This window comes from Kitasatospora sp. NPDC059462, assembly GCF_042749955.1.
Taxonomy (GTDB): domain Bacteria; phylum Actinomycetota; class Actinomycetes; order Streptomycetales; family Streptomycetaceae; genus Kitasatospora.
Map to the genome: position 1 here is coordinate 1 of NZ_JBHYUU010000196.1, position 14,110 is coordinate 14,110.

Here is a 14,110-nt window from a genome sequence, read left to right on the forward strand (position 1 = left end):
CCGCCGTGCCGAGCACGCCGCCCGCGGACGGCGACGCCCCGAGCGCCTCCGCCGAGCCGTCGGCCACCGCGCCGAGCGCCGTCGGCTCCGGCGGCCCGGCGGTCGGCCTCGCGGCGGTCACCCCGACGCCGGAGGCGGCCGGCACGCAGGCGGCCGTCCCGGCCGTGCAGACCACCCCGACGCCGACGGGCGAGCCCGCCGCCGCACCGGTGCCCGCCGTCACCGTGACCGTGGCGGCCCCGGCGCCGCCCGTCGACCTCGCCTCCACCGGCGGATCGTCGACCAACACCCCGATGGCGATCACCGGCGCCACCTCGATCGCGATGGGCATCGGCACGCTGGTGGTGGCCCACCGCCGCCAGAAGGCGCGCCCGGCCCTGGCCGTCCGGCCGCCCCGCCCGGCCGCGGGCCCGGGTGCGGCCCCGGGGACGGGCCCGGCGATGCGCCCCGGCCCGCGGCCGAACCCGAACCCGAGGCCGAACCTGAGGCCGAACCCGGCCCCGGGGCCCACCCGCGGCCCGGCGGCGGGCCCCGGCGGCGCGGGGGCGAGCGGGGGATGACCGGCCACGAGGTGCTGCGGGTGTTCTGCGGCCCGGACGGCGGCCACGGCAACGCGCTGGGCGTCGTCCGGGACGGCGCCGCCGTCCCCGGCGAACGCGCCCGGCAGGCGCTCGCCCGGGAACTCGGCTTCAGCGAAACGGTGTTCGTCGACGACCCGGAGCGCGGCGTCATCGACATCCACACCCCCGGCCTGCGCCTGCCCTTCGCCGGCCACCCGTGCGTCGGCGCCGCCTGGCTGCTCGGCGTGGACCGTCTGGTCACCCCGGCGGGTGTGGTCGGCGTGCGGCGCGACGGCGCGTTCACCCGGATCGCCGCCCCGGCCGCCTGGGCCCCGCCGCGCACGCTGCGCCGGTACCCGACGCCCGCCGAGGTGGACGGCCTGGCGGTGCCGCCGCCGGGCGAGTGGATCTACGCCTGGGCCTGGCAGGACGAGGCGGCGGGCACCGTCCGCGCCCGGGCCTTCCCGGGCCGCGGCGACGGCATCGACGAGGACGAGGCCACCGGGGCGGCGGCGATCCTGCTGACCGCCGAACAGGGGCGCGGTCTGACGATCACCCAGGGGCGCGGCTCGCAGCTCGTCACGGGGATCGGGGCCGACGGCCTGGTCGAGGTCGGCGGCCGGGTCCGCCGCGCGGGCTGAGGGCCTTGGAGGAGCCGCAGTTCGACGCCGTCCTCACCCGCGTGGGGGAGCGCCGGCCCGCTGTCCTCCAGGTGCTCCGGACCAGGGACGGCTGAGTCTCCGGGAGGTCGGGTGCCTGCCGGACCGGGCTCCGGTGCGGATCGGCCAGGACTGCCTGGGCGACGTCCGCCGGATCGCGGACCGGCTGCGCGCGGCCGGGGCCGAGGTGGCGCTGTCCTGCCGGGAGTGCGGCCGCTCCGCCCCCGGGGAGGGGGAGTTGATCGATCCTGGGCCGTGTGCGGCCGCGACCTGGCCGTGGTGCCCGGCGAGCAGCTCCGAGCCTCAGTGCCCGTGGCTGGAGACCGGTTCCGGGTAGACCGCCGGAGCCGGAGCCGCAGGCACGGGTACGGCGGCGGGCGCGGGCGTGGCAGGGGGAGCGGCCCGCACGGCCCGGGGTGCCGCGGCGCGGCGCAGCAGGAAGGAGCGGCCGGCGGGGACCACGGCGAGGTGGACGGCCGCGACGCCGGTGACGGCGAGCAGGATGTGGTCCACGTTGAGCACATGGCCCGGGGCCCAGGAGGAGAGGAACTCCAGCGCGGTGGCCAGCAGGGCCGAGGCGCCGGTGGTGCGCAGGAAGGACGGGAGCCAGCGGGTGGCCGGGCGGCCCCCGGCGAGCGGGAGGAGGACGCCGAGCGGGCAGAGCAGCACCAGTTCGCCGAGCACCTGGCCCGCGCTGGAGGATCGGAGCGAGGCCAGCGGCGTCAGGTTGGCGTCGTCGACCCAGGCCACCGGCAACGGTCTCAGCACCATCCAGCCCACCAGTGCCAGGTGGACGGTGAGGCCGAGCAGCCCCACCACCCGCAGTGGACGCTGGGCTCGCTGGACGGCCGTCGCCCGTCCGGTCTCGGTCCGCACGCCGGCCCGCTCCTCGCGCGGCCTGGTGCCATCTCGCTGCACGGGGGGTAGGACGTGCACCGGCGGCGCGACGGTTCCATGCCCGGTGTGAACTTCGCCCCGCGCGCCGGGGGGTGGGCGGGGAGCGCGACGAAACCGCCCGGTGGATCCGGCGGTCCCCGCGGTCCCCGCGCCCCCTCGGAAGACCCCTACCGGCAGGGCGGCGTGGTGGCGGCGGTGGGCGAGGGCAGCGCGCCGAACGCGTTGTCCGCCGGCGGCGTCGGCGTCACCACGACGGGCGACGGCGACGCGGACGCCACCCCGGACGGTGCCCCCGGCGCGGCCGCGGACGGCGAGCCGGCCCGCGCCCCGGCGGCGTGCGCCGGGGCCTGCGCGCCCGCGCCCGCGCCCGTACCGGCGGCCGGGGACGGCGTGCTCGGTGCCGTGGGTATCCGCGCCACCGTCGGGCAGGCGGTCCGGCTGGCCGGCGCGCCCGCGTCCACCGGGACGGCGGTCGGACGGATGCCGCAGCCGGCCGCCAGCGCGGCCAGCCCCAGCAGCGCGGCGGCGGCCCACGGGCGGCGCGGTCCACGACCGCGGTTCGGGCGGACACGGCTCACTGGGCACGCTCCTCGGGGGCGGTGTCGGCCGGCGGCGGGGGCGGCGGGGTCCGCGGCAGGGTCAGCGTGAACACCGCGCCCACCTCGCCGTTCGCGGCGGTGATGGTCCCCCCGTGGATCTGCGCGTTGGCCATCGCGATGGACAGGCCGAGTCCGCTGCCCTCCGAACGGGCCCGCCCCTTGTCGGCCTTGTAGAACCGGTCGAAGACGTGCGGCAGCACGTCCTCGGGGATGCCGGGACCGCTGTCCGACACCTCGACGACCACGCTGTCCTCGTCCTCGCGCACCCGCACCCGCACCGGCGAGCCGCCGTGCTTGAGCGCGTTGCCGATGAGGTTGGCGAAGACGACGTCCAGCCGGCGCGGGTCGACCACCGCCCGCACCCCGCGCGGCGCGTCCACCTCGACCGCGTCGTACCAGGCCCGGCCGTCAATGCAGGACATGATCAGGTCCGCGATGTCCACCTCGTCGGCGACCAGCTTGGCCGTGCCGGCGTCGAAGCGGGTCACCTCCATGAGGTTCTCCACCAGGTCGGACAGCCGGCGGGTCTCGCTGACCACCAGCCGCACCGCCGGCTCGATCATCGGGTCCAGCGACTCCGCCTCGTCCTCCAGGATGTCCGTCACGGCGGTCATCGCGGTCAGCGGGGTGCGCAGCTCGTGCGACATGTCGGCGACGAAGCGCCGGCTCTGCGCCTCGCGCGCGCTCAGCTCCTCGACCTGCTCGTGCAGCGACTCCGCGGTCCGGTTGAAGGTCCGCGCCAGGTCGGCGAGCTCGTCCGAGCCGTCGACCTCCAGCCGGGTGTCCAGATGGCCCTCGCCGAGCCGCCGCGCCGCGTCGCCGAGCCGCCGCACCGGCCGCAGCACCGTCGCCGAGGCGGCCTGCGCCAGCAGCGCCGAGCCGATCAGCGCCAGCAGCGTGGCGATCGCCAGCGACCAGCCGAGCGTGTTGAGGTCGGCCCGCTCGTTCTCCAGCGACTTGAACATGTACGCGGTCGGACCGGTCGGCACCACCCTCGTGCCGCCGATCACGAACGGCCGGCCGTCGAGGTTCTGCCGCTGCCAGTACAGGTGGTAGGTGTACGGGTTGGACTCGGTGATCTCGCGCTGCTTGCCGACCGCGGTCTGCAGCGCGGTCGGCACGTTGGCCAGCGTGTACTGGGAGGGGCTGGAGGAGGCGATGCAGTCCGGCAGCGCCGGGTCCGCCACCACCACGTCGTAGCTCAGCCCGGAGCTGGCGACGGTGTTCGCCAGCGTGTCGAGGTCCTCGCAGGTCGCGCTCAGCGGCAGGCTCGACACATTGCGGCTCAGCGAGACCCGGAAGTCGTTGAGCGCGGTGTCCTGCGCGCGCTTGAGCACCGCGTCGCGGTTGAGCCAGTACGCGATGCCCGAGGCCGAGACGGCGGTGAGCAGCGCGACCGCGGCGAACACCGCGATCAGCCGCACGCGCAGCGAGCGCAGCCTTCGCCACGGGCCGGAGGTGAACCGGGCCGGGGTCTGATGGTCAGTCACGGGAGCCTGTCGTTGCGGGGATCCAGGGTGCGCGGCGGGATATCGCCGGCGCCGGACGGGGGACGGCGCTCACGCCGGGGGGTCCAGCCGGTAGCCGACGCCGCGCACCGTGCGGATCAGCGTCGGCGCCGAGGGCACGTCCTCGACCTTGGCCCGCAGCCGCTGGACGCAGGCGTCCACCAGCCGGGAGTCGCCCAGGTAGTCGTGCTCCCAGACCAGCCGCAGCAGCTGCTGGCGCGACAGCGCCTGACCGGGGCGCCGGCTGAGCTCCAGCAGCAGCCGCAGCTCGGTCGGGGTCAGCTGGAGGTCCGCACCGTCCTTGGTGACGGTCATCGCCGCGCGGTCGATCACCACGCTGCCGTACACCGAGGAGTCCGAGTTCTCCCGCTCGCCGCGCCGCAGCACGGCCCGGATCCGGGCGTCCAGCACCCGCGGCTGCACCGGCTTGACCACGTAGTCGTCCGCGCCCGACTCCAGGCCCACCACCACGTCGATGTCGTCGGAGCGGGCGGTCAGCAGGATGATCGGCAGCTGGTCGGTGCGCCGGATCCGGCGGCACACCTCGAAGCCGTCGATGCCGGGCAGCATGACGTCGAGCACGATGAGGTCCGGCCGCTGCTCCTTGAAGAGCCTCAGACCGTCCTCGCCGGACGCGGCGGTGGCCACGCGGTGGCCCTGGCGGGTGAGGGCGAGTTCGAGGCCGGTGCGGATGGCGTCGTCGTCCTCGATCAGAAGGAGGAAAGGCACGGCCTCATTCTGGCTCACCCGGAGCGGGTAATCACCCCCCACCGCCCGGCGGGACCCCCCGGGGAACCGCGGCGCCCGTGACCGGCGTCCGTCAACCGGGGAAGGGTGAACGGGCCGAAAGACCCGACCCTGTGACAGCCCTGTGACAGTCGACGGACAGCGCCATCACAACCGGCGGGCAGGATTTTCGATGTCGCCGCAGGACAGCGGGCCAATCGGCCGGCCGACGGCGGCGGCAACGGAACCGCTCGAACCGATCAAGGGGGCGCACGATGAACGCCACGCTTCAGACCCGGACCAACCCGGCTGTCCGTACCGCGCGTTCATCGGCCACCGCGTTCAGGACCCGGCCGGCGGCCGGGACCGAGGAGACCTCCGGTGCCGTGATCGCGCGGGGGTGCGCGCACAGCACCGGTGGAAACACTGTCGTCCGCCGGGTGAGCGGCGGCGGCAGGACGGGGGAGCTGTACGGGATCGGCCGCCGGGGGAACGCGGCCGACTCCGCCGGCACCCTGACGCTGCGGGGGATCCTCCCCGTGCGCGTCGAGGGCAAGGACGCCCCGGGGGGGAACCGGGGCGTCGGGGGGACCGGCCTGCGGAAGGCCGACTCGGGGGAGTCGGCCGGCCGCGAGGCCGCCGGGGCGACGCTGCTGCGGCTGAGCCCCGCGGCGGCGCCCGAAGCCGGACCGGAGCGGCCCGCCGTCGCCGAGGACCACATCACCGAGTTCACCGCGTACGTGCGCGAGCGCCGCGCCTCCCTGTACGCCACCGCCTACCACCTCACCGGTGACCGCTACGAGGCCGAGGACCTGCTGCAGAGCGCGCTCTTCAGCACCTACCGCGCCTGGGGCCGGATCACCGACAAGGCCGCGGTCGGGGGCTACCTGCGCCGCACCATGACCAACCTGCACATCTCCGCCTGGCGGCGCCGCAAGGTCAACGAGTACCCGACCGAGGAGCTGCCGGAGACGGTCGGCGACACCGACGCGATGGGCGGCACCGAGCTGCGCGCCGTGCTCTGGCAGGCGCTGGCCAAGCTGCCGGAGAACCAGCGCACCATGCTGGTGCTGCGCTACTACGAGGGCAAGACCGACCCGGAGATCGCCGATGTGCTCAACATCAGCGTCGGCACGGTCAAGAGCAGCATCTGGCGCGCGCTGCGCCGGCTGCGCGACGACGAGCAGCTGAACACCTCGGGCGACACCCTGCGGGCGTTCGGCGAGCTGGTCGCGTAGGACGGCCTGGACGTTCCGGTCCGCCGTGGGGGTGGGACCGGACGGGGCTCCCGTCGGGGGACGGGTAGCAGGACGGACGCGGTACGGGTTGGCGCCGGCTCGGGGGAGCGGCGGCACCGGGGAGGGGACCGCGACCGTCCGGGGAAGGCGGCGGGCCCGGTGCGGGGGAGACGCACCGGGCCCGCCGTTCCGCGTGCCCGGGGCCGCTCAGACGGCGGACAGCTCGCCGGCCGCGGCCGCCGCCCGGATCCTGCGCCCGGCCTCCGGCCCGGCGCAGGGGCGCGCGCCCAGCGCGACCTGCCGGCCGACGATGCCGCGCTCGGCCCGCATCAGCCGCCAGCCGCGGCGCAGCAGCACCGGCAGTGACTTGCGGCCCTCGCGGACGTCCCGGCGCAGCCGCCACCAGGCGGTCGTCAGCGCGCCGTTGCGCAGGCACAGGGCGTCGGCGAGCAGGCCCCCGGCGGCGCAGTCGGCGGTGATCTCGGCGGCGAAGATGCCCTCGGCGACGAACGCGCCGGCCCCGGCGAGCTCCAGCACCCGGGTGGAGACCCGGCCGTTGTCCGGGATCGAGTACACCGGCACCTCGGCCCGGCCGGCGGTGCACAGCGCGCGGATCGCCGCGACGGCCTGATCGCGGTGCCAGGCCAGCGGCGAGTCCCAGTCCACCGAGCCGTCGGGCAGCCGCGGCAGGCTCGGGTCGTCGCCGTCCTTGTAGAAGTCGTCGAGCTGGAGCACCGGCAGTCCGCTGCGCTCGGCGAGGGAGGACTTCCCCGATCCGGAGGGCCCGGCGAGCAGGACCACCCGGGCGCGGGCTATCGACACAGGGTTCAGCGGGGAGTCACTCACGGGACACCAGTCTGACGCATCGGTGCCCGATGCCGAAACCGTCCGGATCACACGTTCTGCGGCGTCCCCGGAGCGCCCAGCACGGCGTGCAGCAGCGGCAGGAGGCGGCTGTCGACCTGGAGGTGGACGGCGTGCGCGGCGCCGGGTGCCCGGTAGGCGGTCGCGGCCCAGTCCTGGTCGTACCAGGTGTCCGGCTCGGGGGCGTGGAAGGTGCCGCCCGCGGCCAGCTCGACCCGGGCGCGGCCGCGCGCGGTGAAGGCGGCGGACGGGGCACCGGGGGCGAGCCGCAGCCGCCCGGCGACGTACGCGCCGCGCGGCCCCGGCCCGTCGGCGCGCGCCGAGCAGGGGATCCGCGCCGGACCCCCGGCGGCCCGCCGGCGCCGGGCGCGGGCCACCTGGAGGGTGCGCCGGAACCCGTCCGCGAACAGCGCCATCAGCTCGCCGGCCAGCTCTCCCACGGACGTCGTCCCCCCCTCGCTGCGCGGTGTCGGCCCAGTCTGGCGCGGCGGCGGGGGCTGGTGGCAGCGCCGAAAGGCGGCGGTCGCGGCGACGAAAGTCGACGGACCCGCGCCAGGGGGGAGAGGCGCGGGTCCGTCCTGTGACCGTCCGGGCCCTGGGGGGGGAGAGGGCACGGGGGACGGCCAGTCTGTGGAGTTGTGTCACCGACACGCGGTCACGGAGTGTAACCGCTACGGGGACCTGGGGGTCAGATACCCATCGGGTGCCAGACCGTCTTGGTCTCCAGGAACGAGAGTAGCCGGTCCGTTCCGGGAGCATTGGTCCAGTCCTGGGCGAACGGGTCCAGCTCCGGGCGGATCACCCTCTTCAGGGTATCCGCGGCCAGCGTCTCCAGCGCGACCGCCGCGCCGGGACCGTCGGCGGCGATCGCGCCGGTGAGGTCCAGGGCGTTGACGTCCTGGTGCGAGGCCAGGGTCGGCGCGAGGTCGGCGGTCCGGCCGGACAGCAGGTTGACCACGCCGCCCGGGACGTCCGAGGTGGCCAGCACCTCGCCCAGCGACAGCGCGGGCAGCGGCGCGTCGGCCGCGGCCGCCACCACGACGGTGTTGCCGGTCGCGACGGCCGGGGCGATCACCGACACCAGGCCGAGCAGCGAGTGCCCGTACCCGGCCTGCGGGGCCACGATCCCGACCACACCGGTCGGCTCCGGGGTGGAGAGGTTGAAGTACGGGCCGGCGACCGGGTTGGCGCCGCCCGCGATCTGGGCCACCTTGTCGGTCCAGCCGGCGTACCAGACCCAGCGGTCGATCGCCGCGTCCACCAGGGCGGCGGCCTTCTTCGGGCCGATGCCCTCGGAGAGCGCCACCTCGGCGGCGAACTGCTCGCGCCGGCCCTGCAGCATCTCGGCGACCCGGTACAGCACCTGGCCGCGGTTGTACGCGGTGGTGCCGGCCCAGCCCTTGACCGCCGCGCGGGCGGCCACGACCGCGTCGCGGGCGTCCTTGCGGGTCCCGAGCGGGGCGTTGGCCAGCCACTCGCCCTTCGCGTCCGTCACCTCGTACACCCGCCCGCTCTCGGAGCGCGGGAACTTCCCGCCGACGTACAGCTTGTAGGTCTTGAGGACATCAAGACGGCTCACGACATCAGACATCGAGGTAGGCCTCCAGACCGTGCCGGCCACCCTCGCGGCCGTAGCCCGACTCCTTGTAGCCGCCGAACGGCGAGGTCGGGTCGAACTTGTTGAAGGTGTTGGCCCAGACCACGCCGGCCTTGAGCTTGTTCGCCATCCAGAGGATGCGCGAGCCCTTCTCCGTCCAGATGCCGGCGGAGAGCCCGTAGGGGGTGTTGTTGGCCTTCTCGACCGCCTCGGCGGGGGTGCGGAAGGTCAGCACCGACAGCACCGGGCCGAAGATCTCCTCCTGGGCGATCCGGTGGGCCTGGCCGACGCCGGTGAAGACGGTCGGCCGGAACCAGAAGCCGGTGCCCGGCAGCTCGCAGGCGGGCGACCAGCGCTCGGCGCCCTCGGCCTCGCCGGCCTCGGCCAGCGCGGTGATCCGGGCCAGCTGCTCGGCGGAGTTGATCGCGCCGATGTCGGTGTTCTTGTCCAGCGGGTCGCCGACCCGCAGGGTGCCCATCCGGCGCTTCAGGGCGTCCAGCAGCTCGTCCTGGACGGACTCCTGGACCAGCAGGCGCGAACCCGCGCAGCAGACGTGGCCCTGGTTGAAGAAGATGCCGTTGACGATGCCCTCGACGGCCTGGTCGAGCGGCGCGTCGTCGAAGACGATGTTCGCGGCCTTGCCGCCCAGCTCCAGCGACAGCTTCTTGCGGGTGCCGGCCACCTGCTTGGCGATCGCCCGGCCGACGGGGGTGGAGCCGGTGAAGGCGACCTTGTTGACGTCCGGGTGCGCGGTGAGCGCGGCACCGGTGCGGCCGTCGCCGGTGACGATGTTGACGACGCCCTTCGGCAGACCGGCCTGACGGCAGATCTCGGCGAAGCGCAGCGCGGTCAGCGGGGTGGTCTCGGCCGGCTTCAGCACGACCGTGTTGCCGGTGGCCAGCGCCGGGGCGATCTTCCAGGCCAGCATCAGCAGCGGGAAGTTCCACGGGATGACCTGGCCGGCCACGCCCAGCGGCTTCGGGTTCGGGCCGAAGCCGGCGTGGTCCAGCTTGTCGGCCCAGCCCGCGTAGTAGAAGAAGTGCGCGGCGACGAGCGGCAGGTCGACGTCGCGGGTCTCGCGGATCGGCTTGCCGTTGTCGATCGACTCCAGCACCGCCAGCTCGCGGCTGCGCTCCTGGATGATCCGGGCGATCCGGAACAGGTACTTGGCCCGCTCGCTGCCGGGCAGCGCCGACCAGTCGGCGAAGGCCTTGCGGGCGGCGGCGACCGCGCGGTCGACGTCCTCCTCGGTGCCCCGGGCGAACTCGGCGAGCACCTGCTCGGTGGCCGGGTTGACCGTCTTCAGCGCCTCGCTGCCCGAGGAGTCGACGAACTCGCCGCCGATGAAGTGGCCGTAGGAGCCGGCGATGTCGCCGGCCGCGGCGGGCGACTCGGGCGCCGGGGCGTACGTGAAGAGGCCGCCGGCCGGCTTCTGGGCCGCGGGCTCCTCGGTGTTCTTCTTCTTGGCCATGGTGATCAGTCCACCGTCACGTAGTCGGGGCCGGAGTACCGTCCGGTGGTCAGCTTCTGACGCTGCATCAGCAGGTCGTTGAGCAGGCTGGAGGCGCCGAAGCGGAACCAGTGCGGGCTCAGCCAGTCGTCGCCGAGGGTCTCGTTGACCATCACCAGGTACTTCATGGCGTCCTTGGTGGTGCGGATCCCGCCGGCGGGCTTCACGCCGACCTGGACGCCGGTGGCCGCGCGGAAGTCGCGGACCGCCTCCAGCATCAGCAGGGTGACCGGCGGGGTCGCGTTGACGGCGACCTTGCCGGTGGAGGTCTTGATGAAGTCGGCGCCGGCCAGCATCGCCAGCCAGGAGACCCGGCGCACGTTGTCGTACGTCTGCAGCTCGCCGGTCTCGAAGATCACCTTGAGGTGGGCGTGGCTGCCGTCGGGGCGGCGGCAGGCCTCCTTGACCGCGACGATCTCGTTGAAGACGTCCAGGTAGCGGCCGGAGAGGAAGGCGCCCCGGTCGATGACCATGTCGATCTCGTCGGCGCCGGCCGCGACCGCGTCGGCGGTGTCGGCGAGCTTGACCGGCAGCGCGGCGCGGCCGGCCGGGAAGGCGGTGGCGACGGAGGCGACCTGGATGTCGGTGCCCTGCAGCGCGGCCTTCGCGGTGGCGACCATGTCCGGGTAGACGCAGATCGCGGCGACGCGCGGGGTGGTCGGGTCGGTCGGATCGGGGGTCCTGCCCTTGGTGCACAGCGCGCGCACCTTGCCGACCGTGTCCGCGCCCTCCAGCGTGGTCAGGTCGATCATCGAGATGGCCAGGTCGATGGCGTACGCCTTGGCCGTGGTCTTGACCGAGCGGGTGCCGAGCATGGCGGCACGCGCCTCCAGGCCGACCTGGTCGACACCGGGCAGGCCGTGCAGGAAGCGGCGGAGCGAGGCCTCGGACGCCGCGACGTCCGCGAGACCGCTGCCCGCGACGCCGGGGGCGTTGGCTGCAAGAGTGGACATAGTCACCACACCAGCATATCTACGCGCGTAGTCCACCGCTAGGCCCGGCACGCATCGATGCCGGACCGAGACCTGGCGGTGTGATCGCCGCCCCTGTGGATCCCGGGGGCCATGGGGCAGAATCGTCGGCATGACCGATTCCGACGGCCGGCCCCACCACGGCCCGGCCGGCTCCGATGGGGAGCCCGTGTACGCCGACCGCGTGTACCGCTCCGTTCCCGGCATCATCTCCGGGGTGCTGTTGCTGGCCGTCGCGGCCTGGCTGATCGGCGACGCGGCGCTGAACGGCACCGGCAAGACGCCGTGGGTGTCGCTGGCCGCCGTCCCGGTCTTCGCGTTCCCCGTGATCGCCTACACCCTGCGGCCCGCCGTGCGGGCCAACGACCGGCGGCTGGTGGTGCGCAACCCGCTGCGGACCATCACCGCCCCCTGGGCCGCCGTCGACGCGCTGCGCGCCGGGTACTCGGTGGAACTGCTCACCGAGGGCAGGAAGTACCAGGTGTGGGCGGTGCCGGTGTCGCTGCGCCAGCGCAAGCGCGCGGCCCGCGCCCAGGACCGTGGCGGCCGGCCGCAGCACGCCTCCCGGCTCGGCATGGTCTTCGGCCAGGGCGGCGGCACCCCCTCGGGCCCCGGGGTGCAGGGTTCGTCGGACCCCACCAGGGCCTGGTCCGACCAGGTGGTGAACGTCCTCCAGGAGATGGCCGAGCGCAACGCCTCGCGCCCCGACGCCGCCGGCCCGGTCGAGGTGCGCTGGTGCTGGTGGATCATCGCCCCGACCCTGGCCGGGCTGGCGGCGCTGATCACGGTGATCGCGGTCTGAGCGGCCGGACACGACGGAAAAGGGAAGGGCCCGCCGGACGGCGGGCCCTTCCTGCTGTGCCGGGGCCGGTCAGGCGGTGATGCCGGCGGCCGCGGCGAGGTCCTGCTTGACCGCCGCGAGGAGCCCGGCGGCGCGGGTGCGGGCGTCGGCGAGGTCGGCGGCGGTGGCGACCGGGAGGACGACCTCCAGGTAGCACTTGAGCTTGGGCTCGGTGCCGGAGGGGCGGACCACGATGCGCGCCGAGCGGACGGCGTCGCCGGCCAGGTAGTAGCGCAGGCCGTCGGTGGGCGGCAGACCGGCCGAGCCGGCGGTGAGGTCGTCGGCGCGGGTCACGGTGAGGCCGGCCAGCGTGGTGGGCGGCTGCTCGCGCAGGGTCCGCATGGCGTCCGCGATCAGCGACAGGTCCTCGACCCGCACGGAGAGCTGGTCGGTGGCGTGCAGGCCGTGCTCCAGCGCGAGGTCGTCGAGCAGGTCGGACAGGGTGCGGCCGGAGCGCTTGAGGGTGGCGGCGAGCTCGGCCACCAGCAGGGCGGCGGTGATGCCGTCCTTGTCGCGCACGCCCTGCGGGTCGACGCAGTAGCCGAGCGCCTCCTCGTAGCCGTAGCGCAGGCCCTCGGCGCGGGCGATCCACTTGAAGCCGGTCAGGGTCTCCGCGTAGCCGAGCCCGGCGGCCTCGGCGATCCGGCCGAGCAGGGTGGAGGAGACGATGGTGGTGGCGAAGGTGCCGGCGGCCTTCTTGGCGACCAGCGCGGCGCCGAGCAGCGCGCCGACCTCGTCGCCGCGCAGCATCCGCCAGCCGGCCGCGCCCAGCCCGCCGCCGGCGGTGTCGCCGTCGACGGGGACGGCCACCGCGCAGCGGTCGGCGTCCGGGTCGTTGGCGATGACGACGTCGGGGCCGGCCGAGGAGGCGGTGCGGAAGGCGAGGTCCATCGCCCCCGGCTCCTCCGGGTTGGGGAAGGCCACGGTCGGGAAGTCCGGGTCCGGCTCGGCCTGCTCGGCGACCACGGTGGGCGCGGGGAAGCCGGCCCGGTCCAGGGCGGCGAGGAAGGTGTCGCGGCCGACGCCGTGCATCGGGGTGTAGACGACGGCGAGGTCGCGGGGGCTGTGCGGGTCGACGATGGAGGCGGCGCGGTCCAGGTAGGCCTCGACCACCGACTCGTCCACGGTCTCCCAGCCGCTCTCGGCGAGCGGGACGTCGTGCAGCGAGCCGATCGCGTCGATCCCGGCGGCGATGCCCGCGTCGGCCGGCGGCACGATCTGCGAGCCGTCGCCCAGGTAGACCTTGTAGCCGTTGTCCTGCGGCGGGTTGTGGCTGGCGGTGACGGTCACCCCGGCGGCCGCGCCGAGGTGGCGGACGGCGAAGGCGAGCACCGGGGTGGGCAGCGGGCGCGGGAACAGCGCGGCGCGCAGGCCGGCGCCGACCACCACGGCGGCGGTGTCGCGGGCGAAGTCGTAGGACTTGTGGCGGGCGTCGTAGCCGATGACGACGAGGTCGCCGAGGCCCTGCTCCTTGACGTAGGAGACCAGGCCGGCGGCGGCCCGGATCACCACGGCGCGGTTCATCCGCATCGGCCCGGCGCCGAGTTCGCCGCGCAGGCCCGCGGTGCCGAACTGGAGGCGGCCGGCGAAGCGCTCGGCCAGCTCGGCCCAGGCGAGCTTGGCCGTCGACTCCGCCTCGGGGTCCTCGGCGGCGGCGAGCAGCGCGGCGAGTTCCTCGCGGGTCTGCGGGTCCGGGTCCTCGGCGAGCCAGGTGCGGGCCCGGGCGAGGAGGTCGGTGGTGGTTGCCTGCGTCATGGCTGCAGCTCCATCGGGAAGGTGCGTCGGTGGTCGGCCGGGGAGGGTGCCCCGGCCCCGGCCCGGTGGGACGGGCCCGGGGAGACGGGCGGGAGGTGGGGACGGGCGGGAGGGCGGGCGGGCCGGGACAGGACGAAACGTACGGCCCGGCGGCGGTGCGGCTCGGCGTCCGGCCGGGCGGGGCGTGTCGGGCGGGGTGCGCCGGGCGGGGCGCGCCGGGCCGGCGGACGCGGACGGGGCCCGCGGGGGCGGGGGGTAGGCGCGGAGACCAACCCCCCCGGGCCCGCGCCCAAAACCACCACCCCCCCCCCCCCCCCCAAAAAAACGGGATGTGGGGGTGAATAAGCGCCCCCCCCCGCGCCCCGAAACACCAGGCCCCCGCCCC

Annotated in this window: 13 protein-coding genes and 1 pseudogene; 4 read left to right on the forward strand and 10 right to left on the reverse strand. The window is 75.3% G+C overall.

Features of this window, described 5'->3' with window-relative positions; translation table 11 throughout:
• Positions 1 to 560: pseudogene (locus tag ACFXAM_RS32605) on the forward strand (hypothetical protein); the annotation flags it as partial.
• Positions 557 to 1,201, forward strand: coding sequence for a PhzF family phenazine biosynthesis protein (locus ACFXAM_RS32610; protein ID WP_380296746.1), 645 nt, complete (start codon positions 557 to 559; stop codon positions 1,199 to 1,201). The pseudogene ACFXAM_RS32605 and the gene ACFXAM_RS32610, both read left to right, overlap by 4 nt.
• 321 nt (positions 1,202 to 1,522) lie before the next feature.
• Here ACFXAM_RS32610 and ACFXAM_RS32615 read toward each other — a convergent pair whose 3' ends face one another.
• The 4 genes from ACFXAM_RS32615 to ACFXAM_RS32630 all read right to left on the reverse strand — a co-directional run bounded on the left by ACFXAM_RS32615 (position 1,523) and on the right by ACFXAM_RS32630 (position 4,952).
• Positions 1,523 to 2,095, reverse strand: coding sequence for a VanZ family protein (locus ACFXAM_RS32615; RefSeq protein ID WP_380296748.1), 573 nt, complete (start codon positions 2,093 to 2,095; stop codon positions 1,523 to 1,525).
• Between the two features lie 188 nt (positions 2,096 to 2,283).
• Positions 2,284 to 2,694, reverse strand: coding sequence for a hypothetical protein (locus ACFXAM_RS32620; RefSeq protein WP_380296749.1), 411 nt, complete (start codon positions 2,692 to 2,694; stop codon positions 2,284 to 2,286).
• A complete protein-coding gene (locus tag ACFXAM_RS32625; protein ID WP_380296750.1) occupies positions 2,691 to 4,205 on the reverse strand; it encodes an ATP-binding protein in 1,515 nt (504 codons plus the stop codon). Before ACFXAM_RS32625 ends, ACFXAM_RS32620 begins: the two co-directional genes overlap by 4 nt.
• Before the next feature lie 69 nt (positions 4,206 to 4,274).
• Positions 4,275 to 4,952 carry a response regulator transcription factor gene (locus ACFXAM_RS32630; RefSeq protein ID WP_030300621.1) on the reverse strand — a complete coding sequence of 226 codons (678 nt, stop codon included), beginning with the start codon at positions 4,950 to 4,952 and terminating at the stop codon, positions 4,275 to 4,277.
• Between the two features lie 272 nt (positions 4,953 to 5,224).
• Here ACFXAM_RS32630 and ACFXAM_RS32635 point away from each other — a divergent pair, with 272 nt between their 5' ends.
• Positions 5,225 to 6,187, forward strand: coding sequence for a SigE family RNA polymerase sigma factor (locus ACFXAM_RS32635; protein ID WP_380296751.1), 963 nt, complete (start codon positions 5,225 to 5,227; stop codon positions 6,185 to 6,187).
• A 207-nt stretch (positions 6,188 to 6,394) separates the two neighbouring features.
• On the opposite strand, the gene ACFXAM_RS32640 is transcribed toward ACFXAM_RS32635, so the two are convergent.
• From ACFXAM_RS32640 to deoC, 5 genes are all read right to left on the reverse strand, one after another.
• Positions 6,395 to 7,033 (reverse strand): uridine kinase, encoded by a 639-nt coding sequence (locus ACFXAM_RS32640; RefSeq protein WP_380296752.1) that lies wholly within the window; start codon positions 7,031 to 7,033, stop codon positions 6,395 to 6,397.
• A gap of 47 nt (positions 7,034 to 7,080) precedes the next feature.
• The gene (locus ACFXAM_RS32645; RefSeq protein ID WP_380296753.1) at positions 7,081 to 7,491 is read right to left on the reverse strand and encodes a hypothetical protein; all 411 of its coding nucleotides are present in this window, start codon (positions 7,489 to 7,491) and stop codon (positions 7,081 to 7,083) included.
• 248 nt (positions 7,492 to 7,739) lie between these two features.
• Positions 7,740 to 8,642 (reverse strand): aldehyde dehydrogenase family protein, encoded by a 903-nt coding sequence (locus ACFXAM_RS32650; protein WP_380296754.1) that lies wholly within the window; start codon positions 8,640 to 8,642, stop codon positions 7,740 to 7,742.
• The gene (locus tag ACFXAM_RS32655) at positions 8,635 to 10,119 is read right to left on the reverse strand and encodes an aldehyde dehydrogenase family protein (RefSeq protein WP_380296756.1); all 1,485 of its coding nucleotides are present in this window, start codon (positions 10,117 to 10,119) and stop codon (positions 8,635 to 8,637) included. Before ACFXAM_RS32655 ends, ACFXAM_RS32650 begins: the two co-directional genes overlap by 8 nt.
• A gap of 5 nt (positions 10,120 to 10,124) precedes the next feature.
• Positions 10,125 to 11,111: a deoxyribose-phosphate aldolase gene (gene deoC, locus ACFXAM_RS32660; RefSeq protein ID WP_380296757.1), complete on the reverse strand. Its 987-nt coding sequence runs from the start codon at positions 11,109 to 11,111 to the stop codon at positions 10,125 to 10,127.
• Positions 11,112 to 11,241: 130 nt separating this feature from the next.
• Here deoC and ACFXAM_RS32665 point away from each other — a divergent pair, with 130 nt between their 5' ends.
• A complete protein-coding gene (locus ACFXAM_RS32665; protein ID WP_380296759.1) occupies positions 11,242 to 11,931 on the forward strand; it encodes a PH domain-containing protein in 690 nt (229 codons plus the stop codon).
• 69 nt (positions 11,932 to 12,000) lie between these two features.
• On the opposite strand, the gene ACFXAM_RS32670 is transcribed toward ACFXAM_RS32665, so the two are convergent.
• Entirely contained in the window at positions 12,001 to 13,725 is a 1,725-nt protein-coding gene (locus ACFXAM_RS32670) for a phospho-sugar mutase (RefSeq protein ID WP_380296761.1), read from the reverse strand.
• Between the last annotated feature and the right edge of the window lie 385 nt (positions 13,726 to 14,110).

What these genes read in the sequence shown, in the direction of transcription:
- ACFXAM_RS32610 (WP_380296746.1), top strand. Translation starts at nt 557, where the DNA reads ATGACCGGCCACGAGGTGCTGCGGGTGTTCTGCGGCCCGGACGGCGGC.
- ACFXAM_RS32635 (WP_380296751.1), top strand. Translation starts at nt 5,225, where the DNA reads ATGAACGCCACGCTTCAGACCCGGACCAACCCGGCTGTCCGTACCGCG.
- ACFXAM_RS32650 (WP_380296754.1), bottom strand. Translation starts at nt 8,642, where the DNA reads ATGTCTGATGTCGTGAGCCGTCTTGATGTCCTCAAGACCTACAAGCTG.
- ACFXAM_RS32655 (WP_380296756.1), bottom strand. Translation starts at nt 10,119, where the DNA reads ATGGCCAAGAAGAAGAACACCGAGGAGCCCGCGGCCCAGAAGCCGGCC.
- deoC (WP_380296757.1), bottom strand. Translation starts at nt 11,111, where the DNA reads ATGTCCACTCTTGCAGCCAACGCCCCCGGCGTCGCGGGCAGCGGTCTC.
- ACFXAM_RS32665 (WP_380296759.1), top strand. Translation starts at nt 11,242, where the DNA reads ATGACCGATTCCGACGGCCGGCCCCACCACGGCCCGGCCGGCTCCGAT.
- ACFXAM_RS32670 (WP_380296761.1), bottom strand. Translation starts at nt 13,725, where the DNA reads ATGACGCAGGCAACCACCACCGACCTCCTCGCCCGGGCCCGCACCTGG.